General features: G+C 44.5%; 24 protein-coding genes. 15 read left to right on the forward strand and 9 right to left on the reverse strand.

Going from position 1 to position 25555, the window contains the following annotated elements; translation table 11 throughout:
• Window positions 1–57: 57 nt before the first annotated feature.
• The gene (locus L0659_RS03740) at window positions 58–2118 is read right to left on the reverse strand and encodes a BatA domain-containing protein (protein ID WP_235124290.1); all 2061 of its coding nucleotides are present in this window, start codon (window positions 2116–2118) and stop codon (window positions 58–60) included.
• Between the two features lie 244 nt (window positions 2119–2362).
• On the opposite strand from L0659_RS03740, the gene L0659_RS03745 reads away from it, so the two are divergent.
• Window positions 2363–2872, forward strand: a complete 510-nt coding sequence (locus L0659_RS03745) for a YcxB family protein (protein ID WP_235124291.1) — start codon at window positions 2363–2365, stop codon at window positions 2870–2872.
• A 52-nt stretch (window positions 2873–2924) separates the two neighbouring features.
• Here the strand turns inward: L0659_RS03745 and L0659_RS03750 are convergent, their stop codons facing one another.
• Window positions 2925–3545, reverse strand: coding sequence for a DUF1684 domain-containing protein (locus L0659_RS03750; RefSeq protein ID WP_235124292.1), 621 nt, complete (start codon window positions 3543–3545; stop codon window positions 2925–2927).
• Window positions 3546–3628: 83 nt separating this feature from the next.
• The gene (locus tag L0659_RS03755) at window positions 3629–4180 is read right to left on the reverse strand and encodes a hypothetical protein (RefSeq protein ID WP_235124293.1); all 552 of its coding nucleotides are present in this window, start codon (window positions 4178–4180) and stop codon (window positions 3629–3631) included.
• Between the two features lie 273 nt (window positions 4181–4453).
• Here L0659_RS03755 and L0659_RS03760 point away from each other — a divergent pair, with 273 nt between their 5' ends.
• Window positions 4454–4876: an OsmC family protein gene (locus L0659_RS03760; protein ID WP_235124294.1), complete on the forward strand. Its 423-nt coding sequence runs from the start codon at window positions 4454–4456 to the stop codon at window positions 4874–4876.
• Window positions 4877–4942: 66 nt separating this feature from the next.
• Here the strand turns inward: L0659_RS03760 and hemW are convergent, their stop codons facing one another.
• Window positions 4943–6067, reverse strand: coding sequence for a radical SAM family heme chaperone HemW (hemW, locus tag L0659_RS03765; RefSeq protein ID WP_235124295.1), 1125 nt, complete (start codon window positions 6065–6067; stop codon window positions 4943–4945).
• Window positions 6067–8073 (reverse strand): TonB-dependent receptor, encoded by a 2007-nt coding sequence (locus L0659_RS03770; protein WP_235124297.1) that lies wholly within the window; start codon window positions 8071–8073, stop codon window positions 6067–6069. Before L0659_RS03770 ends, hemW begins: the two co-directional genes overlap by 1 nt.
• Window positions 8074–8380: 307 nt before the next feature.
• Here L0659_RS03770 and L0659_RS03775 point away from each other — a divergent pair, with 307 nt between their 5' ends.
• A complete protein-coding gene (locus tag L0659_RS03775) occupies window positions 8381–8839 on the forward strand; it encodes a hypothetical protein (RefSeq protein WP_235124298.1) in 459 nt (152 codons plus the stop codon).
• A 70-nt stretch (window positions 8840–8909) separates the two neighbouring features.
• Here the strand turns inward: L0659_RS03775 and ctlX are convergent, their stop codons facing one another.
• The gene (gene ctlX, locus L0659_RS03780; RefSeq protein WP_235124299.1) at window positions 8910–9866 is read right to left on the reverse strand and encodes a citrulline utilization hydrolase CtlX; all 957 of its coding nucleotides are present in this window, start codon (window positions 9864–9866) and stop codon (window positions 8910–8912) included.
• A gap of 65 nt (window positions 9867–9931) precedes the next feature.
• Window positions 9932–11392 (reverse strand): arginine deiminase family protein, encoded by a 1461-nt coding sequence (locus L0659_RS03785; RefSeq protein WP_235124300.1) that lies wholly within the window; start codon window positions 11390–11392, stop codon window positions 9932–9934.
• 258 nt (window positions 11393–11650) lie between these two features.
• Between L0659_RS03785 and sufC the strand changes: the two genes are divergently transcribed.
• The 8 genes from sufC (at window position 11651) to L0659_RS03825 (ending at window position 17998) form a co-directional block, all read left to right on the forward strand.
• On the forward strand, window positions 11651–12409 hold the full coding sequence (gene sufC / locus L0659_RS03790) for a Fe-S cluster assembly ATPase SufC (protein ID WP_026631612.1): 759 nt from the start codon (window positions 11651–11653) through the stop codon (window positions 12407–12409).
• Between the two features lie 61 nt (window positions 12410–12470).
• Entirely contained in the window at window positions 12471–13790 is a 1320-nt protein-coding gene (gene sufD, locus L0659_RS03795; protein ID WP_235124301.1) for a Fe-S cluster assembly protein SufD, read from the forward strand.
• Between the two features lie 84 nt (window positions 13791–13874).
• On the forward strand, window positions 13875–15101 hold the full coding sequence (locus tag L0659_RS03800; protein WP_235124302.1) for a cysteine desulfurase: 1227 nt from the start codon (window positions 13875–13877) through the stop codon (window positions 15099–15101).
• Window positions 15102–15148: 47 nt separating this feature from the next.
• On the forward strand, window positions 15149–15529 hold the full coding sequence (locus tag L0659_RS03805; RefSeq protein ID WP_235124303.1) for a DUF5618 family protein: 381 nt from the start codon (window positions 15149–15151) through the stop codon (window positions 15527–15529).
• A gap of 13 nt (window positions 15530–15542) precedes the next feature.
• Entirely contained in the window at window positions 15543–15977 is a 435-nt protein-coding gene (locus L0659_RS03810) for a SufE family protein (RefSeq protein ID WP_235124305.1), read from the forward strand.
• Between the two features lie 25 nt (window positions 15978–16002).
• Entirely contained in the window at window positions 16003–16314 is a 312-nt protein-coding gene (locus L0659_RS03815; RefSeq protein ID WP_026631607.1) for an SUF system Fe-S cluster assembly protein, read from the forward strand.
• A 55-nt stretch (window positions 16315–16369) separates the two neighbouring features.
• Complete coding sequence (locus L0659_RS03820) at window positions 16370–16798, forward strand: BrxA/BrxB family bacilliredoxin (protein WP_026631606.1); 429 nt, start codon at window positions 16370–16372, stop codon at window positions 16796–16798.
• A gap of 90 nt (window positions 16799–16888) precedes the next feature.
• Window positions 16889–17998, forward strand: coding sequence for a VWA domain-containing protein (locus L0659_RS03825; RefSeq protein WP_235124307.1), 1110 nt, complete (start codon window positions 16889–16891; stop codon window positions 17996–17998).
• Between the two features lie 6 nt (window positions 17999–18004).
• On the opposite strand, the gene L0659_RS03830 is transcribed toward L0659_RS03825, so the two are convergent.
• Entirely contained in the window at window positions 18005–20482 is a 2478-nt protein-coding gene (locus L0659_RS03830; protein WP_235124309.1) for a PIG-L family deacetylase, read from the reverse strand.
• A 32-nt stretch (window positions 20483–20514) separates the two neighbouring features.
• Window positions 20515–21141 carry a 4'-phosphopantetheinyl transferase superfamily protein gene (locus L0659_RS03835; RefSeq protein WP_235124311.1) on the reverse strand — a complete coding sequence of 209 codons (627 nt, stop codon included), beginning with the start codon at window positions 21139–21141 and terminating at the stop codon, window positions 20515–20517.
• A gap of 62 nt (window positions 21142–21203) precedes the next feature.
• Here L0659_RS03835 and L0659_RS03840 point away from each other — a divergent pair, with 62 nt between their 5' ends.
• Genes L0659_RS03840 through L0659_RS03855 form a run of 4 tightly spaced genes read left to right on the forward strand, consistent with a single transcriptional unit; the run spans window position 21204 to window position 25495 of the window.
• On the forward strand, window positions 21204–22919 hold the full coding sequence (locus L0659_RS03840) for a C45 family peptidase (protein ID WP_235124313.1): 1716 nt from the start codon (window positions 21204–21206) through the stop codon (window positions 22917–22919).
• Window positions 22916–24178 carry a phenylacetate--CoA ligase family protein gene (locus L0659_RS03845; protein WP_235124314.1) on the forward strand — a complete coding sequence of 421 codons (1263 nt, stop codon included), beginning with the start codon at window positions 22916–22918 and terminating at the stop codon, window positions 24176–24178. Before L0659_RS03840 ends, L0659_RS03845 begins: the two co-directional genes overlap by 4 nt.
• A 34-nt stretch (window positions 24179–24212) precedes the next feature.
• The gene (locus L0659_RS03850) at window positions 24213–24824 is read left to right on the forward strand and encodes a hypothetical protein (protein ID WP_235124316.1); all 612 of its coding nucleotides are present in this window, start codon (window positions 24213–24215) and stop codon (window positions 24822–24824) included.
• Window positions 24825–24862: 38 nt separating this feature from the next.
• Entirely contained in the window at window positions 24863–25495 is a 633-nt protein-coding gene (locus L0659_RS03855) for a hypothetical protein (RefSeq protein ID WP_235124317.1), read from the forward strand.
• Window positions 25496–25555: the final 60 nt, after the last annotated feature.

Here is a 25555-nt window from a genome sequence, read left to right on the forward strand (position 1 = left end):
GCTAACATAAAACTGAACGGGGATCTTTTGATAAGAATTCTGCTTTGGTTTCACCAATCATTTCAAAAACCGGATCAATGCCACTTCGACCAGCAGGAAGAAAAGGGCTCCGTATAGGAAGTATTTCCAAAGGTTGGTGCCCATGTTTAGTTGCTGGAAGGCTGTGGAAAAGGCGTCGTCGTCGATGCGGTCGAAGATCTGGACGTTTTTTTGGCCGGCGAAGATGGTCCTTAATTCGTCCGGGGAATAGTACTGTAGTTTAGACTCCGCATTGTTGTGGTTTAATGCGATGATCTGTTCTACTTTGTTGTCTTTTATCAGCTCAAAATATCCTGCATCCAATCCTTCGCCAAGCTGGTCGCCTTGCGGGATTTCCAGTAAAAGCTGGTTGCCGGCAATTCGCTGCACCGGGATAACTTCTGTTTTGTTTTTTCTTAATTTATAAACCGTGTTAGGCTGCGCTTTTTCAACATTCAGACTAATTGGATTTTCATCAAACTTAAAAGATGTTCGCTGCGCGCGGACGCTGGATGCGGCGATTTTATACATGATCGGCACAAAAATGGCATGTTGCGCAATGTTACCGTATTCCGGATTTAAAGGTGCGGCAAGTAGATAAACTTTGCCCGTTCCGGAGGTTACCTGGTTCAGATACGTCTGGCCATTACGCAATGCGAGCACCATTTGCCCAGCATTGGCCCAACTCCACACCGGGGAGGCTGAGGGCAAATTAAGGTTCAGCTCCTGCCGGACAGATTCTTCGAACACATCGCTGAAAAACGGATTGTTACGATCCGGCGCTGCCATGGCAACCGGCGCAGGTTGAGCATTCTGCGTGCCGGTAAGGCCATTGATGCCAACGCGTGACAAAAAACCATTGTAACTTTCTGTATTCGGAGCAGCGGGAGGGATTACGGTAACGCTTCCACCGTTTCGGACAAGCTCCTGCAAATCCTGCGGCAAGGAGCCCGAAAGTGAGGTAACTCCTTCCAAAACAACGAGATCCGTGTTTTTGATCAAGCCCGGATCCACATTGTTGGCGCTGTAACTTTGCAGGGAAAACAAGCTGTCGTTCGCATAGACGTTTTCAATGTAGTTACCGGCTGATTTTTGTCCATAAATGTGCAGCACGCGGATCAGCGGCGAAGCATTGAGCACAAAATAATAGTTGTTGTCAAACGTGACAGGGAAATCATCGAATGTGATCTGGCCTTTTTTATAACCCTTTCCTTTTAAATTAAAGTTGAATTTCGCTGTCGCGCTGCCGTTCGCAGGAACATTCACGGAGGCCGTAGAAGCTTGCGTATTGTCCAGATTCAGCTTTAAAACAACATTACGCGCTGTTTCCGATCCGGAATTGCTGACCTTGACAAAGAGAATGTTATTCTGCAACTCACGGATAAACGGCGTGTTAAGCCAGGCTGAATCCACGAAAACGTTCTTCTCCGCCGCTGCCTGAACGGGCACCAGAAACAGCTGGTTGGTCGTGTCGGTTTTTAATCCCGAAAGATTGCCGGAGGTGCTTTTTTGAAAATCTGAAAACCAGAAAAGCTGATTTTTGCCTGCCTGCTGATGGCGGGACATAAGGTTTTCCTGCCTTTTGTAAACCTGCTCAAAAGTGCGCGGCGTGTTTGATAACCCAATGGTTGTGAGCCTGTCGCGCAGTTTTTCGGACGCATATAGTCCTTGTTCCTGTGCTGAAAAATCGTTGGTGACGAGTTGTAGGGAAGTTGCATTTCTGAAAAGCCCCAGTAACTCGCTCAAACGCGCGTTAGCAATGTCGAGATAGCGTTTGTTGTTGAGCTCGCTTTCCATGCTCAACGAATTGTCGAGATACAGGCTGGTAATGCCTTTGCGGTTTGCGGCAACGTTATTTTGGGCAGGTAAAAATGGCTGCGCAAATGCGAGCGCAAGACAGATGATCGCTAAAATGCGCGCCGCCAGGACCAGCCAATGCTTCACCTGCCTTACCGAACGCGTTTTGGTATCAACTGCTTTTAGAAATGCTACGTTGGTAAAATAGACCTTTTTAGTACGACGGAAATTGAAAATATGAATCGCAATTGGAACCGAAACTGCCAGAAGACCCCACAAAAATGATGGAAAAAGGAAACCCATTTAGTTATGAATATTTTCGTGTTTCATGTTCAACGCAGTTAAGAAAGACAAATTACACTAAAATCTCATAACAGTTTTTTATTTCAACAGCATTCTGATATGTCGACTCCTTTTTTTCTAACTTTGCACTTCATTTTCCGAGGGCATCGTGGTGTTCATCTTGCATAAAGGAAATCAAGAAATTGTTAATTTAAACTGAATTATGGCCAAAGTTTCGGTGAATAAACACCAACCCGTGTATCAAATGCCAACGAACCCTGCGGCGGTCCGTACAAAAAGATACGCATTACCAACCAAGAAATACATTGCCCTTGCCATGCGTTACTTTTTCAAAACGCAGCTGAAATGGGGATTAATACCACTGGCACTCATCCTGATCAACGCCGTATTGAACCTTACCGGCGTGTATCCGAATTTGTGGATCTACATTACTGTGTTCGTGGGGGCGTTGCTTTACGTGCTGTTCTGGCTGGTGCAGTTTACAGGCATTACACAGCTTGCGCAGTACAAGCCCATGTTCGAGAAATTCTCTTATGAGATTGATAACCGCCAGATCCTGATGAAGTTGAACCAGAAGGAGGGAAGCGTAATGAAGTGGGAGCAGATCATGGACGCTTATAAGGATAAGGAAGCTTATGTGCTTGTTATTTCCAAAGGACAGTTTTTGTATCTGCCTTTCAGCATTTTTACTTCCGAGCACGATGTTAAAGTTTTCGAGCGCATTATGAAGCAAAAGGAATTTTTGAAAGCATAAAATTTCAGGTAAATAAAAAATCCCGGTCTGAGCAGATCGGGATTTTTTTATGCTATTTCAGTTGCGCTTGCTGATGATCTTTTCCGAATTTCTTTTCTCCGGCTGTAATCGCGATCGGCAAATGGTTGGGCGCCGGCGGGATCGGGCAGTTGTAGCCATCGCTGTATGCGCAATATGGATTGTATGCTTTATTAAAGTCCAGCACCAATGTGTTGTTCTTTATGTCAGTGGTTTTGAGATCCAGATAGCGACCGCCACCGTAGGATTCGTCACCATTGGTTTTGTCTTTAAAAGGTATGAAAAGATAGTCTTTATACTTTGCAAGTTGCTGTAAGCTAAGACTTCTGTAAACGGTCAATGTTTGCTTTCTGCCATTAATGCGAAATTTTACCTTGCCATATTTTACATAGGTCTTATTTACACCGCTGTAAGTCGGCATTTCGAAAGACTGTCCGCGGCTTTTTTCAAATTTAGCCACAACCCTGTAAGCCGAATCGGGTTCGTAAAATTGTAAAAACGGCAAATCGGCTTCTTTCAAGGGGGAATTGGCAGAACTCAGAAATTCTTCTTTGTATTTCTTTCTGTACTTATTAGTCTCCTTCTTAAAATCCTGCGCACTTGCCAGTGAAACTGCAATCAGCAGTAAACCGAGTGTGTTTAAAACGCTTTTCATACTTGTAAAAGTAAATCCGGTAAAAAATTACCGGATTTTATTAAAAAATATCCGGATAGCCTAGACAAACTAAAATACTGTGCCTATTTCGCTGAGATCTTCCGAATTTTTGATTCGTCAATGTTGAATGCTTTTACAACAGCATTATAATCGTTAAAATCCACAGCTGCATTTCTGCGTTGTACAAAATCGGCTGGGATGATGATCACGCGGAATTCCTGATCTCTTGTATACCGGCTATCTACTGTTGCAAAGTTGACGGTTCCATCCAGGAAAATAGAGAAATCCTGGACAGTGCGGTCAAAATTGTAAGTCAGGATGCCCTGATCCAGGAATGCAGTCTGTGGCAAAGGCCGGTATGCTGTGAGTGGCTGGCCGTTTACATTCTCACTGCCCCAATTGATGTACACCAATACCGCGTCCGATTCAAGCACCTCAAAACCAAGGTCGGCGGCTGCGAAAGTGAGGCCGAACTGATATTTGTCTGCGGCAGTAAAATCCACATCTGTAAGGTCAAATGTATGTCCGAGCGCTTGAACTTCCGGCCCCGGAGGTCCCTGCGGCCCTTCCGGTCCTTTGCAGCTTTGAAACAAAACAGCTACAACCAGCAGAAGAGGCATTATTATCTTTTTCATGATTAAATAGATTAAGTTGAATGATGGTTTTTATTTTGGTTTTTAGATTGCTGCGCAATAATAAAGTTTAATCCCCGATCCGCTATTAACAATCCTTAACTAAAACAGTTGCCGGCGGATAAGGAATGCGCATAGTCTGGAACAGGCAAAAGTGGCCATTTATTGCACATTATATTAATTTAATAATTTGCGTAAATCGGCGATGCTTGTTACTTTTCGATGAAACGATCCGATAACAGAGGGTCTCATGTTAACTTATAAATCAAAATTGATATGATTAATCGTAAAGCAACAGCCGTTTGGAAAGGCACTGGTAAAGAAGGAACAGGGACTGTAAGTACACAAAGCACTGTGTTGGAAAACACGCAATATTCATTTAACACCCGTTTTGCAGAGGGCAAAGGAACAAATCCTGAGGAATTGATCGCAGCGGCGCATGCCAGCTGTTTTGCAATGAAACTTAGCTTTGAGCTTAATGCAGCAGGATTTACAGCCGATGAGCTTAATGCAACTGCTACTGTAACATTGGATCCTGCAAAAGGACAAGTTACAAAGAGCGCAATCGAATTGAAGGCGACTGTTCCAAGCGTTTCGGCTGAACAATTTGCTGAAATCGCTGAAAAGGCGAAAAAAGAATGCCCGATCTCACAATTGCTGAATGCAGAGATCACATTGAACGCAGAATTGGTTTCCTAAGCCAGCATTGCGATTTTGAGTTATCGGGCGAATGTAATTGAGCGCCCGGTAACTCATTTTTTATAACTACTCAATAAAAAGATCGCTGGCGATCCGGTCTGCAAAAAGCTTTCCCGAATCGGTCAAATACCAGTTGTACGCATCTTCCCTGATCCAGTTTTTCGCCGTCATTTGTTGCAGATCCGGTGAATGGATTGAGGAAAAAGACTTACCGGATAGCATTTCCAGCTTCTCCTTGTTCACGCCCCATTTCGTTCGCAAGCCGGTCAGCAAATATTCATTGGTCTGGTCAGCAGGGGACAATGTTTCCACAGTTGCAGGAATGATCTGTTTTTGAATGGCTTCGACATAGCGCGCATTGTTTGCAACATTATATTCACGGCTTATGCCATTATAGGAATGCGCACTCGGGCCTACACCTAAATATGGCCTTTGCTTCCAATAGGAGCTGTTATGCATGCTATAATGTTCATCGCGGGCAAAATTCGAGATCTCATATTGTTCATAACCATTTTCTGCAAGGGTTTTTACAAGAAGCTCGAATTGCTGCGCAGCATACTCTTCATCAATGGGTTTGATCTTCTTCTTTTTTAACCAACTTCCGAATGCAGTTTGTGGCTCAATAGTAAGGCAGTAAGCAGAAATATGTGCAATGTCCAGTGCGAATGCTTTTTGCATATCCTGCATTAAAATGCTGTGATCCGGGGCAGGAATTGCATATATCAGGTCAATTGAAATGTTATGAATGCCAATTTCCTGTGCGGTTCTTACGCAGATCTCGCCTTCATAAGCGGAATGTATCCTGTTCAGGAATTTTAAATGCGGCTCGTGAAAAGATTGTATTCCAATGCTCAGCCTGTTGATTCCTGCATTATAAAATTGCTGCAACTTCTCCCGCTGCAAATCATCCGGATTGGCTTCTAATGTTATTTCTGCATTAGGAGCGACTGTAAAATGCTGATTTATAGTATTAAGCAACCAATGCAGCTCCGCCTCGTCCAGCATTGAAGGCGTTCCGCCGCCGAAGTAAATGGTTTCAATGTCCGCTTTTGGCAGGTAATCTTTTCTTAAAATGATCTCATTGGCAATGGCCTCAACGACAGCGCGTTTGTTGGCTGTGTTTGTGCTGAAATGAAAATCACAGTAATGGCAAGCTTGTCTGCAAAAAGGAATATGAATGTATAAATGCATTATTTGGAATTTTTCTGCCACTCCCAGCCGATCTTCACGCCAGCCCACAAATTATCTTTTGGTGCACTGTTATAATAACGGTTGCCAAAAGCATTGAGGTCGTAACCAAGGCTGTAAATGCCCGCATTAACCTGCTCTGCGGATGCTGAAAGCTCACTGTAAAAATGCTGGCCCCAGCTTTTCTTCCAGCTTATGCGCGCAATCCATTGATTATAAGGCGTGTTTTCAACCGTGTTGGCATCGTTCAGATAAAACGAACTTCCATGCTGATAAGTTACAAATGCCGCGAAGCCATATCTGAAAAGCGCATCCAGGCCGGAAGTCTGCGAAAATTTAGGGATTCCGGGAATCCGTTTGCCGGTCAGATCGACATCCGCTTGCTGGAAATCTTCAAATGTATATTTCGTCGCCGTGCCCGTGTTCCACAATTTCAGCATGACCGGAAGTTTGGGATCAGACAAAATATCATAAGCCACAGTCCATTCCAGTCCATTCTGACGGGTTTTTCCTGCATTAATAAAAAACTCGGCGCCCGCTTCATTGGTCCTCCGAACAATGGTTTCACGCAATCCAAAATGATACAAGCTGATTTCCCCCGTGATCACCTTTCCCGTTTTTCTGATCCCGAATTCTGTATTCATGCCTTTTTCCGCTTCCAGGTCGCGGCGGAAACCACCTGCTGATGGCCGCACTTCCTGCAATGTGGGTGGTGAATAACCGCCGCTGTATGAGGCTACAACCGCCCAGTTTTTGGATATCACCTTGTTTGCAGCAAATCTTGGGACGAAAATGCCGTCGAATTTCCGCTCTTCCTTGCTATATGGAAGGGCGAAGAACCTTTCATATTTGTATTTAAATGTATTGTAACTCGCGCCGGCGCTCAATGTAAGGTCTGTAAAAAGCACTGCTTCCAACTGGCTGAAAACTGAAAGACTGGTTGTCCTGATGTCTTCCACAGTTTGCTGCTTGTCCGCCCGGCCGCCGATATTATCGTAATTCCGCTGCGCAGATTTGCCATATTGCCATTCAAATCCGGAAGTCCAGCTCGTTTTAACATTGCCGATCTGCGAGCGGTTTTGCCAGATGTTCCTTCCGCCTATGCCGTTCTCGTCGCGTTTTTCATAATTTGAAATAAAAGGATTGGCGAAATCCGTGAATGTTAGATACAATGCATTCGATTGCGTCCAGGAATCTGAAAGTTGTAATGTATAATTTCCGCCGATTAATGCGAGTTTCGTGTAAATGGCGGCTTGCTGTGCTTCACTTCCAGGCACCGTAGGGGTTGATTGCCTGGCCAGTTTCGGGTTGCTTTGATATTGCGCCAGGTTAATGCCGCCCGGCGTCTCGTATTTCAGGTCTGAGAACATTCCCAAAATGGATAATGTGCTGCGTTCTCCGAGTCGGGATAAGGAAGTGAAGCGGATCGCATCTCTTACCATATTGCTGTGATCGCGATAGCCATCCTGCTCACTATGACCATATTGTACCGAAATGTCGCCAACCTGAATGGTCGAATTTCTGCTTTGAAAACCATATTTTCCAAAACTTACGCTTTGTTCAATGCGGTTCGTAAAATCATTGTCCGGCTGACTTTGCATCAGCACTACGCCGCCCGTTCCTGCTCCGTAAATGCTGCTTCCCGGGCCCTTAATGATCTCCATATTCTGCACAGCGCCGTAATCAACCGAGTTAAGCGGTGTATTTCCGCTGGCATCCGTGAACGGGATCCCGTTCCAGTAAAATTTCACATTACGCACCCCAAACGGCGAACGGATCAGGCTTCCCCGGACGGAAAAGCGATAGCTTCCCGGCGAACGTTCTTCCATTTTCACGCCGGGAACGGTGTTCACGGCATTGGCCCAGGTATAAGTCGAAAATCTTTCCAGCGAACGTGAAGTGATCAGCCCCACGGTCGCCGTGGTTGTCAGGGGATCTGTTTTGGATTCAAATGCATTCACAGTCACTTCTTCCAGTTGCCTTGCGTTCAGCGAATCGCTTTGCGCCATTGACTTTCCCGGATTAGTAAAAATTAGTATCGATAATAAAAGGCTAGGAATATAAAATTTGCGCATGTTGGGTTGAACGGCTATCAATAAAATACAAAACTGATTATTAAAAGGAATACTAGCAAGCGTTATACCAACCTTAACCTTTAACACAAAGATCAAGTTCTTATCAAATGACCTTAACTGTGAGCATAAAATTCTACAACCACCTTGCTCAACCGCGTATAGTGGTCTGGTAAGATTTTTGATGAGTTATTTTTTGAATGGACTAAACGTTCTTTTTTAATTAAAAATTAAACACCCAATTATGAAAAAGATCACTTTGATGGTTGCTGCAATGATGACCATGGGCATGCTGAGCCTAACAAGCTGCTCCGAAAAAACAAAAGACTCTGCTAACGAGACCGTTGAAGAGGCAAAAGAAGACATGGATGAAAATGTTGACGAAGCCAAATCGGATATCAAAGAAGCTGGCAACGATTTCGAAGCGAAGGTGAAAGAGGATAAAGAATCGTTGAAAACAGAGATAGATGAGGCTGTTGCCAAGCTCGACAAGAAAATAGAAGATGCGGACGCTAAAATGGAAAAAGCCACTGACAAGGAAAAAGCAAAGTGGAGAGACCGCAAAAAAGAATTGAATGAAGAAAAGGAAGACCTTCAAGCTTCCTGGAAGGATGCCCAGAATGAAACCGCTGATAAGTGGGATGCATTCAAAGCTGAAACCAAGGAGAAAATCGCAAAAGCGAAAGCCGATATTAGGGATTAATTGTTTTTATGAGGGTTACGAATTACAAAAATGCTCCCCGCTGAGGAGCATTTTTGTTTTGTAAAGCCCTTTATTTTCTGGGCAAATGGATTTCGGTCATCATACACCGCGCCGAGCCGCCGCCGTTGCCCTCGATGACGCCGAGGTCTGTATGTAAAATACGTGCATAGTCGCTCAATGCTTGCCGTTGGTGGCTGGTCAGCGAGTCATAGGCTTGCGTGGACATGATCAAAAACTTGTCCTGTCTCGTATTTCGCACCATGAGCATGTTCCCTGCAAAATGCCGCACCTGGTCAAATGAGATTTCGATAATGTATTTTTTGGTTTCTTCCAGCGCCGCCCGGACCATTTGCCGCTCGTCGGGATTTTTGATCGCTTCCAGGCAAACGACCGCGAAAACATCGCCTACGCACATGATCACATTGGTATGGTAAACAGGCTTATCATTTTCATCCGAAGCAGAAAAAGCAACAATTTCATAACCCAATGCATCCGCAAAAGCTTCCAAAACCTCCGGATGGGTGCGGGGTGAAAGGCAGGCATATGCAATTTTATAGCGGCGGTCGAGCACCATACTGCCGGTCCCTTCAAGGAATTTGCCTTGCTCTTCGAAATAGCTGAGGTCTACAATTTCCTCAATTTTAAAATCTTCTCTTAACCGTTCTATAATATCCAGCCTGCGTTCAGCCCGGCGGTTTTCGGCCATCATCGGATACAGAACCACTTTTCCGCTTTGGTGGAAAGACACCCAGTTGTTGGAAAAAACAGCGTCCGGCCTCAGAATGTCCTCATTATCATCGAAAATGTGAAGATCAACACCCGCTTTTTTCAGCTGGTCGATCATCAGGTCAAATTCTTCCTTAGCCAGGTCGCCGGCGGTTTCCTGCGTGCTTTGCGCAAATGCTTTCTGCTGAAACTCGTTGCTTTCAGCGGTTTCTGCATTAAAGCCAAATTTTACCGGCCTGATCATCATGATCCGGGAGGTGGATTGGGGTTGGATCTGGGCGGATGAAGTGATTACGCGCATAGGAGTATCGGGAATGGATGTCTAGTGCAATTTACAACTGAAACGCCGCGATTACAATATAAAATTTACTGCGCAGCCACACGCAAAATAGGCATACTCATGCAATGCGAGCCGCCACGCGCCCGTGAGAGCTCAGCGGAAGGAAGCGTGATAAAAGTATCTGTTAATGTCTCCACAGACAACTCGTCATCTTCCAGTTTTTGTATCAAATCCTTAGCACTGATCACATGATAACCATGCTTTCTGAAAGCATCCAGCGTTTTGTCATTCCGGTCGTAACCTACGACCACGCCGTCTTTCAATGCTAAGAGGTTGCAGGAATCCGTCCATTGCTCCCGCTCACCGTAAGGAAACTCATTATCGCCGGAATAAATGAATTGGACAGGTTCGGTAACACCTAAATCATTGACACTAATTGAAGTAAGAAGATCTTCCAGGTTTTCTATCTCGACCGGATTATTTTCTTGACCTTTTACAAACTGCAAAATCCTGAATTCCCTGTTTGTATCCTGCGGGCCAAAAAAATGCAGCACGTCTTGCTTTTTTGCTTCATCACCTAACCTCGCCAGCGAACCCAGCAGGACCCAGACGTTCCTCTTAACCTGCGTGAAAATGGTGTCAATGTGCATGTAGTCCCGTTTTTTCGGAATCTTCACAATGGTAATGGTGCTCACAACATTTTTTTCAAACAGCAATTTCATCACCTGTTGCGCTGCATAAAGCGAGGTCCGCTCACTGCAACCGATCACCAAATGGTTCGGCGCGACCATCATAACGTCGCCGCCTTCGAGCGTGCAGCGGTGGTAATCGCTGGCTTTTTCATCGTCCGGCAACAAGAAGTGGCGTTCATTTTCAGGTATTTCAATGATGCGGCTTTTAATGTCGGCGAACATGGGATGGTAAAAGAAGACAAACTGCGCCAGGATGGATTCCCGCGTCCGCGCATTTTTCGCAGGCTTGTTCAACAAAATATGATCATTGATCACAATGCCGATATCCCGCATGAAAATGAGATTGGGCAGCGGAGCAAAAAGCATTCTTTTATCGGAGTACGAACCCGAAATGAAGATTTTCGCCAGCTCGTGCGGATCGTATCGGTTCAGTTCTTCCTGCGTATGATAGGAACATCTTTCAATGCCGCAAATTGCTGCTGTGAGTTTGACACGAACCTCACCGTTTTCCAAAATTTCTCCCAGCAGTTTTTGAATGTCAACCACACAGTCCGAATCGAAGTATTTTTCGGAACCGGGGATGAAAAAGGAGCGGGTAGGATCATTGTCAACGTTGGCCAGTTTTCCTTTGATTTTTTCCGGGTCGAGGAAGTAAAGCAGCAGTTTTACATAGTAATCATATTCTCCCCGACGCATGGTATCCAGGTGAACGATATCTTCAAAAAGCCAGTCCTGCGCTTTGCTGGGCACCACTTTGCCGAGGCCGCGGTCCGGGCTGTGGATCAGGAGGCGTTTTAATGTGCCGGTTTCGGAAGCCACGTTTATGGTGGTTCCTGCGGTGATTTCTGTATGCATAAATGATTTATTGACGTGTGTTGTGCGCAAAGTAAATGTTTCTTTTCCAATTAAAAACCGGCTTACGGCGTACGTGCTTACAGGCAGGGTTTTAACATTAGAAATATCCAAATCCGGGGAACAAGGCCGCCTTTAAAAAGGTTGTAGATTATATGCAGTATATCACTGCACACATTTACCGCTATTTTCTTTTACGCGCAAAGCGTGTTACTTTTGCGGTAAATTTACCACGAACTGTATTTTAAGTATAAATAAGTTATGCTCTCTATTAATGACTTGCGTGCCTCAATTGAAGGTAAGGAAATATTAAAAGGCATCAACCTGGAAGTGAAACCCGGTGAAGTGCATGCGATTATGGGACCTAACGGGTCTGGTAAAAGCACTTTGGCATCTGTTCTGGCTGGAAGAGAGGAATATGAAGTTACTGGCGGCTCGGTAGTTTTTGACGGAAAAGATATCCTTGAAATGGCGCCCGAGCATAGAGCTGCCGAAGGTATTTTTCTGGCATTCCAATATCCTGTCGAAATTCCTGGTGTTACGACCATTAATTTTCTTAAAACTGCTGTAAACGAAATCCGTAAATATAGAGGCGAAAGCCCGCTGGACGCTGCACAATTTCTTAAAATGGTGCGTGAAAAAGCGAAGCTGGTCAGCATGAACGATTCGTTATTGAAACGTGCTTTGAACGAAGGATTTTCGGGCGGTGAGAAAAAACGCAACGAAATCTTCCAGATGGCCGTGCTTGAACCAAAACTGGCTATCCTCGACGAAACCGATTCTGGTTTGGATATTGATGCATTGCGTATTGTTTCAGAAGGAGTTAACTCATTGCGTTCTCCTGAGCGTGCAACCATTGTGGTTACGCACTATCAACGCCTTTTGGATTACATCGTTCCCGATTACGTGCACGTGCTTTACAGGGGCAGGATAGTAAAATCCGGTCCGAAAGAGCTTGCGTTGGAATTGGAGGAAAAAGGTTACGACTGGATCAAGGCGGAAGTAGAAGCCGTTGGTTAAGAATACATTAAGGATTGAACCTTGATTTTCTTAACATTTAAAGTACCATACTAATACATCAATGAGTACCGAAACAATAGATTTAAAAACCAGGCTGATCGCGGATTTCCATGCCCGCGAGTCCGTAATGAATGGGGAGGCTTCATCGGCTTTTCACCAGAAAAAACGTGCAGCACTGGCTGAATTTGATAAGTTGGGTTTCCCGACAACCAGAAACGAAGAGTGGAAATATTCCAACGTTAAGGATCTGGTCAGCGTTTCTTATAATTTCAATGCAGACAGTTCGCTCGAACTGGCAGACCTGGAAGATTTGAAGATCCCGGCGCAAGATGCGAACATTATCTATTTTGTAAACGGACATTATAATGCCGAGCTGTCCCGCGTCATTTCGACTCAGGATCAGATCACGATCAGCTCACTTTCAGAAGCGTACAAGAGCAATCCAGCTTTGGTCAATACTTATTTTAATGAATTGGTAAAAGACCAGGACGATGCATTTACGGCCTTGAACACAGCTTTCGCGCAGGATGGTATTTTCATTCACATTGCTGATAATAAAGTAGTTGAACACCCTGTAATTCTTCGTTTCCTTAGTGATGCAAGGGTTGAAAATGTAGGTAGCCAGCCGCGGAACATTATTTCTGTCGGTCGCAATGCACAGGTGAAGCTTGCAGAAGCGTTCCGGACATTGGGGACACAGCATTCTTTTACCAATGCAGTTACAGAAATTTACGTCGCAGAAGATGCGAATGTTGAATATTACAAAGTTCAGAATGAAAGCGACAATGCTTACCATATAGGCACGACGCAGGTTCGGATGCTCGACCGCTCGCATTTTTATGCAGGAACGGTTACGCTTAACGGCCGTTTTACGCGTAACAACCTGAACATTATCCTGGACGGAGAACGTTGCGACGCGCATATGTACGGACTTTATTTTCCCGACGGAACGCAGCACGTTGATAACCATACGGTTGCCGATCACCGCAAACCAAATTCCGAAAGCAATGAATTGTATAAAGGGATTTTGAGGGATAAATCGAAAGGTGTTTTCAACGGAAAAATATTCGTTCGCGAAGACGCCCAAAAGACCAATGCTTTTCAATCCTGCAAGAACATTGTGCTTTCTACGGAAGCTACAATGAACACCAAACCGCAGCTAGAAATTTTTGCTGACGACGTAAAATGTTCACACGGGACCACGACCGGCCAGATTGACGAAGAAGCGCTATTTTACATGCGTTCACGCGGAATTTCCAGACCGGAAGCGATGGCCTTGTTAATGTTTGCATTCTGCGCTGACGTAGTTTCGCAGATCAAAATCGAGTCGGTCCGTGAATATCTTGAAAACGTAATTGCTCAGAAATTAGCTTCAAAATAATCGTCTGACATTACTCAGCCCCATCTTATTGCTACCCAACCTGTCATTCATTGGGTTGGGTATTTTTCTAAAATCCCTGTAACAATGAGCAACAACCTTGATATAGCATCCATCAGAAATGACTTTCCGATCCTGAATGAAATCGTGAACGGAAAGCAGCTGGTTTACTTTGATAATGCAGCAACAACGCAAAAGCCGCGTCTGGTTTTGGATGCGCTGTCGGGTTATTATGAGCATTATAATGCCAACATTCACAGGGGAATCCATCATTTGGCAGAGAAAGCAACTTCTGCATTTGAACTATCGCGCCGCCGTTTGCAGACATTTCTAAATGCGCCGCTTTCGGAGGAAATCATCTTTACATATGGAACGACCGACGGGATCAATCTTGTAGCATCCAGTTACGGCCGCACATTCCTGAAAGCGGGTGATGAGGTGATCATTTCCACCATGGAGCACCATTCCAACATCGTTCCCTGGCAGATGCTTTGCGAGGAAAAGGGTTGTATATTAAAAGTAATTCCGATCAATGACGAGGGTGAATTGCTGATGGATGAATATGAGAAATTGCTGACGGAGCGGACAAAATTTGTATCTGTTGTGCATGTTTCTAATTCTCTCGGCACCATTAATCCTGTCAAACAGATCATTGCAAAAGCACATGCCGTTGGTGCGAAAGTGCTGCTGGATGGCGCGCAGGCCAGTTCACATTTGCATCTGGACGTTCAGGACCTGGATTGCGATTTTTATTCATTGTCCCTGCACAAAATCTACGGCCCGACGGGAATGGGGATCTTGTACGGAAAAAAAGAGTTATTGGACGCCATGCCTCCTTACCGCGGTGGCGGGGAAATGATTAAGGAAGTGACTTTTGAGAAAACAACATATAATGAGTTGCCCTATAAATTCGAAGCCGGAACGCCTAACATTGCGGACGTTGTGGCCGCAAAGTATGCATTGGATTATGTGGATACGTTAGGTAAACCGAAGATTGCAGCGCACGAGCACAAGTTGCTGGAATATGCAACGGAAGCTGTAAAGGATATACATGGATTGCGGATAATTGGTCAGGCAAAGGAAAAAGTTAGCGTGCTTTCGTTCGTGATTGACGGCATTCATCATCAGGATATGGGCGTGTTGCTGGATCAGCAAGGCATAGCCGTTCGTACAGGTCACCACTGCACACAGCCTTTAATGCGCCGCTTCAACATTACCGGAACCACCCGCGCCTCATTTGCTGTTTACAACACAATTGAAGAAATTGATCTTTTGATCCAGGGCTTGCACAAGGTGAAAAGAATGCTCGGATAATATCATTAAATTAACCTCCGAATTTTAAACCAAACCTATATACACCTATGCCAAACACAGTACAAGAAGCAAAGCGTTATCTGGATAATGCGAAGGAGATTTTGAAAGAGAAAGCGAAGAAGGAAGACGGATTTTATCAGGATAAAAAATATGTAAAGCTGGCTGGGCATGCAGCTTATACCGGGGTTCTAGTGGCTTTGGACAGTTTACTTGGTAAGAAAACCAAAGGCCGCAAAAGCGTTGAATGGTATCAAAACGAATTGAGCAAGGTTGACAAGAAAGTACTTACGACTTTTAATGATGCTTATGATACGCTGCATCTCGCGATGAGTTATGATGGGAACCGTTCAGCTGATGTATCAAAGACAGGTATAAAGTTGGCAGAGTCACTGATCAATTGGGTGGAAACCAGAACAGCCGTCGCATAATTTTAAAAATACAATGACCATAAACGAGATACAGGACGAACTAATTTCAGATTTTGAATTGTTTGATGATTGGGAGAGTAAGTACGAGTACATAATCGATCTCGGAAAGCAGTTCCCGCCGTTGGAAGAGCAATATAAAACGGAGGACAACATTATAAAGGGCTGCCAGTCCCGTGTGTGGCTGAATGCTTTCATGGAGGGCGATTTGCTGAAATTCGAGGCGGATAGCGACGCAATCATTGTTCGCGGATTGGTTAGCATGCTTGTGAAAGTTTTATCAGGACATACACCAAGGGAAATTGCCAGTGCGGATCTTTATTTCATGGAACGCATCGGATTACATCAGCATCTGGCACAAACCCGTTCGAATGGCCTGGCGTCAATGTTGAAGCAGATGAAGGCTTATGGTGTCGCTTTTCAGGCAAATTCTTTTAATACAGCGAAATAATTCAGATTAGTAAAATTTATAGAAAATGTCAGAGTCAGAGTTAAGGGAAGAAGTTGTTAAAGCCATTAAGACCGTGTACGATCCGGAAATTCCGGTGGATGTGTATGAGCTTGGGCTGATTTACGATTTGAAAATTTTCCCTGTCAATAATGTATTTGTATCCATGACCCTGACATCGCCTTCCTGCCCATCCGCGGGAACATTGCCGGGCGAAGTAGAACAGAAGATCCGTGAAGTGGAAGGGGTGAATGATGTAAGTCTCGAACTGACATTTGATCCTCCCTATACAACAGAAATGATGTCGGAAGAAGCAAAGCTTGAACTGGGTTTCATGTAATTTTCTCCGGTTGAGAAGAATATAATTTTATCATAAACTTTAATTTTTAGAAAATATGTATCCACCACAATTAGTGGCCCCGATGAAAGCTGAACTAGTTAATGTCGGTTTTCAGGATTTGACAACGGCTGAGGAAGTTGACAATTTTATGCAAACTACAAAAGGCACGGCTTTGGTTGTGATCAATTCGGTTTGCGGATGTGCGGCAGGAGCGGCCCGTCCGGGTGTAACGGCAGCTTTGTCTCGCAGCGAGATTAAGCCAGATCATTTGGCAACTGTTTTCGCAGGAGCTGATCTGGAAGCAGTCGCTAAAATGCGCGAATATACATTGCCATATCCCCCGTCTTCACCAGCAGTAGCGCTTTTCAAAGATGGTGAACTAATCCATTTTGTAGAGCGTCATCACATCGAAGGCCGTTCGGCTGAGATGATTGCACAACATTTGCAAATGGCATTTGAAGAGTTCTGCGCGGAAGAAGCGTAGTCTTTTAAAATATGAATGAATATGCGGCTACTTTCGATTAAATTTGAAAGTAGCCGTCTCTTTTTGAGATCTTTTTAAGCCTGATTTTTTATGCGAGGACATCGTTTTTCTAAATTTATACCAGCCGAACAAGGCCCAAACAGCAAGTTTGACCAATTGTTCGACATCTTTCAGCAGTTGTTGTTAATGACTTCCGGCGATGTTTCTGAGGCAATGTCATGGCTTAGCGAACTCGACCGTCAATATAATCTCACCAACGATTCCTACGGTATCGGCGACTTTTTTGATGACCTGAAAAAGAAAGGTTACATCACCGAAGAAAAGCAAGAGGGCGAGAGTAAGCTCATTATGACGCCCAAAGCCGAAAAGAGCATTCGTAAAAGTGCTTTGGACGAGATTTTCGGCAAATTAAAGCGCTCAAAATCGGGTGGCAACCATCACACGCCGCATATGGGTGTTGGTGATGAGCTGAGCAGTGACATTCGCCAATTTCAGTTTGGTGACACGCTGGATCAGATCGCGATGACGGAATCCATCAAGAATGCGCAGGTTAACCACGGAATAGGCGATTTTATGTTGATGGAAAACGACCTGGAAGTCGTTGAACGTGAGCAAAAAACGACTACTGCAACGGTTGTAATGATCGATATCAGTCATTCCATGATCTTATATGGGGAAGACCGCATTACACCGGCCAAAAAAGTGGCGCTTGCACTGGCTGAACTCATCAGAAGTAAATATCCGAAAGACTCGCTGGACATTATCGTGTTTGGAAATGATGCCTGGCAGATCCAGATCAAAGATCTGCCTTACCTGGAAGTCGGCCCTTATCACACGAATACTGTGGCTGGTTTAGAGCTTGCTATGGACATTTTGCGTCGTAAAAAAACGCGAAATAAGCAGATTTTCATGATTACGGACGGAAAACCGACTTGCCTGAAAGAAGGGATCCGTTACTACAAAAACAGTTTCGGCTTGGACCGCAAGATCATCAACAAAACGCTGACCTTGGCCGCACAATGCAGAAGACTGGACATTCCGGTTACGACTTTCATGATTGCGACGGATCCATATTTGAAACAATTCGTGCAGAATTTCACGCAAGTGAATAACGGGCGCGCTTATTACAGCAACCTGCAAGGCTTAGGCGGATTTGTGCTCGAAGATTTTCAGCGTAACCGCCGGAAAAACGTTAAATAATGCTTTCTACTTTTTGCCAGCAGAAATCATGTTGGCAAAAAGTCGGTAAGCTCCGGTTACACCTGCCGGAAGCTCGCGGAAAAAGGACAGTCCCGTGTAAATGTAATGTCCCTTGCCATATTGGGCATATAGCACGCTGCCTTCCTTCAAAGTTTCATCTTTATCATTGGCTGAAAACAAGGCCTGATAATTCTTTTTATCCCAGGTTTGCGCAAAATATAAGCCGCGTTCCTGGATCCAGCCGTCAAAATCTTTCTCTGTTATCTTGTTAGGATAGTTAAGTAAAGGGTGCTCCGGCAGCAAAAAGCGCATTTCCGCATCTTCTTCCGCTACGCGGTCCCTTCCTAGTTCGATATCGTAAGGCCCGATTTGTTTCACTTTTTGTCCGCCCGGAATGGTGTACTGAACGACCATTGTGCCGCCGTTTTTTACATAATCCATTAGTTTGGACTGATAATTAGCAAGATAACTTTCTGTATTATAAGCTCTTACCCCAACTACAATGGCGTCATAAATCGCCAGGTCTTTTGACAAACCTGCTTCATTTAGCATGGTAACCTGGCAGTCCATTTGCCGCAAGGCTGTGGGCACATCGTCGCCGGCTCCGGCAATATAGCCAATGTTCTTAACAGTCGCTTTTACATCAATCTTGGCGAGTTTTGCTTCCGAAGTTGGGAAAATGGTTTGGCTTGGAATGTGCTGGTAGGCAATAGTTTTAATGGATTTATCAAGCATTTGGCCTTCCACGGTCGCGATTGCTTTTAGTTTTACTTCCTGATTATCAGCAGGAGGCGTAATGATGAACGAGAAATATTGTTGCTGATATTTTCCTTTTAAATCAAAGCTTGCAGACTCGGGAACTGATTTCCAGCCTGCCGGAATTTCCGGCCTAACCGATCCTTTTACATTTTTCCGTTGCGCTTCCACGACAATGGTGACTGTTTTGGGTTCCAATGATGAAAATATGAAAACGGGTTCGGTAATGGTCATTGTTACGGCTGGACGGATTTCAAATGGCCGATAAATCTCGCCCTGTGCCGGATCCGTGCTTTTATAGATCCATGGCCGCGAAAAGCTGAACTGCTGACCGCCTATTTCAAACGTAAATTTGGTGACGGTTTCCGGGCGGTTTTCAGGAAACCCAATGTCCTGCTGATTGTCGATTTGAAACAAACCTTTGTCAATGGGTTTTTCCAGCCAGTAAGGTTGCGTTACTTTCAATTTAGCGGGTAAAAGCGGGGTTAATGCAATGGAATTCAATTCGTTATCTTCCAATGGCATATTGAATGTGCTGTCTTTTCCCTTTCCCGTCCATTGCAAGGAAACCAGTCTTACAGGATAATCAGATCTTTTGACAACGGAAATTTTGATAGAAGCCGTATCGCCCGCAACCTGGGAAAAATCGTCCGGATTGGTTTCAAACCAAAGTCCCGCACATTGTAAGATCAGCTCCTTAACCTCTTCTTTTTTGGCTTTAATATAAATGTTGGCGGAATCCAGCTTATTCAGTTCCGCATTGATTTTCAAAAGTCCAGGAACAGATGCGGCTGGCTTGTTTACCGTAAAGTTCTTGATCGCAGCCAAAACCATAGCCTGCACTTTTTCGGATCCTTTTACACGCTTCCAGGAAACATCAATGCCGTCAAACAAGCTTTTTTGTGCAGGTTCTCCGACTTTATGCAAGAAATAATCGATCCTCGCCCCGCGCTGCGGCGCACTTCCAAATCCCTGGCTCCTGTGCTGGCTGCGACTTTCAGCTGCAATTTCAGTATAAGATTTGCCCAAAACAGGATTAAAACCACCGATTTCAATCGAAATGAACGGGTTCTTCTCTTCCGTTGGCTGCTTATTCGTAAAACCGGGGGTGTATGTGTTCCAAACAAGCCTTTTCGCCTGCCATGGCTTAACGAATTTCAGTTGATCCGGGTAAGACTTGGGATCGGCAGCCATACTGAATCCCTGTTCAGCGAGGAATGCGGAAGTTTGGTGATGGCCGTGTCCAGCGCGCGGATCGGGTGGAAAGCGGGTAATGATCACATCGGGCTGGAACTTACGTATCATCCAGATCACATCGCCCAAAACTTTGTCCTTATCCCAAAAATTCAATGTTTCATCACGGGTTTTGGAAAAACCAAAATCATAAGCCCTTGAAAAAAACTGCTGCGCACCATCAATCCGCCGTGCCGCAAGCAACTCCTGCGTGCGGATCACACCAATGTTGTAACCCTGTTCTGCCCCGATCAGGTTTTGTCCGCCATCGCCTCTTGTTAGCGATAAATATCCCGTCCTCACCAGCTGATCTTTTGATAAATACGAAAGCATCAACGTGTTTTCGTCATCCGGATGCGCGGCAATGTAAAGGACGGAGCCTAATACATTCAGTTTCTTAATGTTTTGAAAAATTTCACTCGAAGACTGCGAAGGAACTTGTGCGGAAATTTGGAATGCGATGAATAAAAAGAGGATGGTAAGAATTCGCAGCATATGGGGGATTAGGTTTAAAACTTTTTCAAAAATCAGACGGTCCAGGCTATTAAGTAGTCGTCAAATGCGTCGTAATGCACCTGAACGGACTCATTTATATTTTCCTTTTGAATACAAACCTCAATAATTCCATTTTGGTTGCTGTGAAAAGGATTTGTAATGATATGTTTTTTCAAGTCCAGATCCGCATCTCCTGCATATTTAAATACAGCTTCCTTAGCACACCAGATCAAATGCAGCAAAACGTTGTCGTTCAGATCGGTCCACTGCATTTCGGCATCATTCAAAAAATAATCCGCGCCTTTCGAAATAGAGGGTTTCATTTGTTGTAAATCTATTCCAATAGGCTTAATATCATGCACATATACGCTTGCATATTCGCCTGAATGCGACATAGACAATTGCTTAGCGCGATCCTTTATATTTGGTTTGCGGTGTTCATCATATATAATGATGGGCTGCAAATGGGTCATTTCCTGCAATAAAATGCGGCAAGCCAGCCATTCCTGCTTTCTGCGGTCGGTTTTTTTATCTTCCAGTGCCAGCAATGCCAAGTCGGGCAGGTGAACCATTTCTTTCAGTTCCTGCCAACTTTCCGACATCCGCCATAACCCCAACGTTGAATCATCCGAGATGCTTTTTATGTAACAGATGGCCATTTATTGTTAATTTTGATATTCAAACCGGGCATTATAACTGCATTTGCCCGTCTCTGCTCATTATGTGGCCCAAAAATAAAATTACAAGGAACGTCCTGAAAACCTTTGGCATATTCCTGCTTATCGCAGGCATGCTCTTTGGCCTTTTCATCTGGCGCATCCGCGTGCCGGCTCCCAAACTTGAAAGTAATAAAACTACCGAGAGTTACAAGCGCATCAGGGTTGCCGAGGATCATTATACGGTCGGGAATTGCTGGCTTAAAAAGAATAAGCAGGGAATCTGGGAAATGTATCTCGAAGGGAAACCTTACGAGCGCGGGCTTATCTACGGCATTCTTGCAAAGGAGTTAATGGAAAAGCAGGAAGTCCATTTTGTGAACCAGATTAAAGAAATGATCCCTAGCAGCGTGTTTTTGCAAGTGCTGAAAGGTTTTGTGGGCTGGTTTAACCGTGATATTTACAAATACATTCCCGAGGAAAACCAGCAGGAGATTTACGGCGTTTCGCAGTCATTTTCTGAACAGTTCAACTACATTGGCCCGAAATATTATCGCATTCTCAATTACCACGCCGCCCACGACATTGGCCACGCGCTCACGGACCTGAATATGGTCGGCTGCACGTCTTTCGCGGTTAACAATGCATTGACAGAGGATTCAACATTGCTGATAGCAAGGAACTTCGATTTTTACATGGGCGACGCTTTCGCGGAAGACAAGCTGATCGTGTTCATGAACCCGGATAAAGGCTACAAATTTGCTTCCTATGCTTGGGCGGGACTCACGGGCGTGGTTTCGGGTATGAATGAGAAAGGCATTACGGTCACATTAAACGCTTCAAAATCAGACATTCCCTTTGCAGCGAAGGAGCCGATCTCGATTTTGGCGAGGGAAATTTTGCAATATGCAGGCACAATTGAAGAAGCGACCAAAATTGCGCAGCGGAGCGAAACATTCGTGTCTGAGTCGTTGCTGATCGGGTCGGCTGCTGACGATAATGCTGCCATTATTGAAAAATCACCTCAGAAAATGGATGTTTTTGAATCGGGTAAAGATTATCTGGTTTGTGCTAATCATTATCAGGGAAAATCGTTTGTCGGTGATTCTGTGAACATTAACAACATTAGAGACACGGATTCCAAGTCGCGTTTTGATCGGATGAATGAACTCATGAACCGTTCTTACCCGATGGACGTGGATAAGGCCGCAGCTATTTTGCGTGATCAGAAAGGGGTTAAGGACAAATTTGTGGGCTATGGCAATTCAAAAACATTAAACCAGCTCATCGCGCATCACGGGATTTTGTTCAAACCCGAAAAACAGGAAATGTGGATTTCGACGCCGCCTTACCAGTTGGGGGAATTTATTTATTACAATCTGAATGACGTTTTTTCCGGCAAAGGAACATTCAAACCGAACGAATCGCTGAAAATCCGGCCTGATCCGTTCGTGGCATCCAATGATTACAAGAAATTTGAAGCCTTCAAAGCCACCAGGCAAAAGATCACCAAATATGTAATGCTGGGCGTTCCTTTCGAGCTTTCGCGCGAAGAGGAAGTGGCCTTTGTCGCCAATAACCCGGAAAGTTATCTTACCTATCTGTTTTTAGGGGATTATTTCAAAACAAAGAAAAATTTCAAGAAAGCGATCAGTTATTACCGGGAAGCATTGAAACGCGATGTGGCTTCTCTGAATGAAAGGAATGTGATCAAAGACAAAATTGCTGAAAGTCAAAAAGTCTCCTTTCTGATTTTTAGTTATAAACCTGAATCCCAATGAGCTTTAATATGATCCCTGAAACGCAGGAACAAAAATTAAAACACTTGTTGGCTTATGTTTCGGCACATTCCCCTTATTACCAAAAGGTTTTCCGAAAGCACGGCGTGGATGTGGACAACATTGTTTCGATTGCCGATCTGGCCAAACTGCCCTTCACTACGAAAGACGATCTGGCTGCTGCTAACGATGATTTTTTGTGTGTTCCAAAAAGCAGGATCGCCGATTATGTCACAACGTCGGGCACATTAAGCGATCCGGTCGCATTCTATCTCACAGATTCGGACATCGAAAGGCTTGCGGATAATGAGTCAGAGTCTTTTCGTTGCGCCGGTGGTTCTGAGCATGACATTTACCAGCTCATGACCACCATTGATAAGCGGTTTATGGCCGGGCTTGCTTACTGGATGGGCGCAAGGAAACTCGGTGCCGGAATGATCCGGGTTGGGCCGGGAGCACCATTTTTGCAATGGGAATCGATCCAGCGCTTTTCGCCAACCGTGATCATCGCCATTCCTTCATTTATCCCCAGGCTGATCGACTACGCCGTTGCCAACAACATTGATTTCGCCTCTTCCAGCATTAAATCGGTGATATGCATTGGCGAACCGATACGCAATCCTGATTTTACTTATAATGAACTTGGTAAGCGGATCACTTCGCAGTGGGACGTCAAACTTTACTCCACTTATGCGTCCACAGAAATGGGCGCGGCCTTTACCGAATGTTCAGAAGGAAAAGGCGGACATTTGAATGAAGATCTGCTAATCCTGGAAGTGGTTGACGAGCAGGATATTGTGGTAAAAGAGGGCGGCCTGGGCGAAATTGTTATTTCTACATTGGGCGTGGAAGGCATGCCGCTTTTGCGTTACCGGACGGGCGACTTATGCCACGTACATTACGAAGCCTGTGCTTGCGGGCGCACGAGCCCGCGCGTGGGACCGGTGGTTGGCAGGAAACAGCAAATGATCAAATTCAAAGGGACGACCATTTTTCCGCCTGCCATTTTTGATGTGCTTGATATGGTTCCGGAAATCGAACTTTATCAGGTTGTGGTTTCCAAAAATGAGTATGGAAATGATGACATTTCGATTCAGCTGCCTGACCTTTTGGACACCGCTTTTTTTCGTGAAAAACTGCATTCCCTGTTCAAATCACGCCTTCGTGTAACCCCTTCATTTGCATTCATAACCGCTCACGAACTTAACCTCAGAATATACAAACAGGAAAAACGCAAACCTGAAAAATTGATATATATTTGAAGCCTCTATTACCATAAAAAAATAAAAAAAGAATATGAAAAAGACCATTTACGCAGCAGTTATTGCCATTGTTGCGATCGGAGCAACGGATACATTTGCTCAAAGGGTTGAGCTGAAAAGCGGAGACGTTGCCGTGTTATCAGGCCAGAAAACAGTGAACATTGAATACGATTATTCAGAGTTCGGGGTTGGCAAATTCGCTACGGAAAAAGAATATCTGGATAAAAAATCTGCTGAGTACAATGCCAAAGAAGCAGGCAAAGGGGACACCTGGAAAAAAGCCTGGGTAGACGACCGTAAGAACCGTTTTGAACCGAAATTTGAAGAACTTTTCAACAAAGGATTGGCCGACAAAGGCCTGCAAGCCGTTCAATCACGTCCTGATGCGACTTACACATTGATCGTTCGCACAAAATTCGTGGAGCCGGGTTTTAATGTAGGTGTTATGCGCAAGAATGCATATGTGGATTACGAGGTTGACCTGGTGGAATCTGCTAATAAATCAACAAAAGTGGCGCAAATGAACCTGCGCAATGTTCCCGGTGGCCAGTTTGGCGGCTTTGACTTTGATACGGGCGTCCGGATTGCCGAATCTTATGCAAAAGCAGGAAAATCACTTGCTGCATTTTTGGATAAAAAGCTTTAAAAACCATTCATAGTTACAATTTTAACGTTCCTGATGTTATGAAAAAATTGTTACTTCTTGCATTCGTTCTGTTTAGCGCTGGATTTGCATCTGCCGAGAATACGATGGCCGATCTTTTCAATGGCAAAGCGAAGCTTACTTTCCTGGGCCTGGATTTTACGCAGGCTAAATATGTAGGCAGGATCGGTTTTACGGATCCCAATGCGATTCAAAACCAGCATATGGTCAGCTGGAATAATCTGATCGAAATGGAGCCTAAGAAATTCTCACTTCAAAAAGCATTCAACCTGAAAGACGATCAGTATGTTTCGAAAGTGGAGGATATGGTGAAATTCAACAAGTCGGCCAATGTTGCGGATAATATTACCGAAACCGAAGCGACATTAACCGAGGATCAGGTCAGGAAAGCCGTTTCAAAATATTCACTCAGCGAGAAAGATGGGGTAGGCGTTGTTTACGTGGTTGAAAGTTTGAGCAAAACAGCCGAAAAACTGACGGTATGGGTTACTTTCATCGATTTAAGCACGAAAAAGGTGCTTTATACTGAAAAGGTGGAAGGAAAAGCGGGCGGTTTTGGCTTCCGTAATTACTGGGCTGGCGGCGTTTACAAGATCAATGAGGCCATTGATTCCAAGCTTTATAAAAAGTGGAGCAAGACCTATAAGGTTTAAAAAGTAAACAGAATTGCCTATTTTTAAAGCAAAGTTCATTACCGATACCATAGCATATTG

Source organism: Dyadobacter sp. CY347, assembly GCF_021502655.1.
Lineage (GTDB): Bacteria > Bacteroidota > Bacteroidia > Cytophagales > Spirosomataceae > Dyadobacter.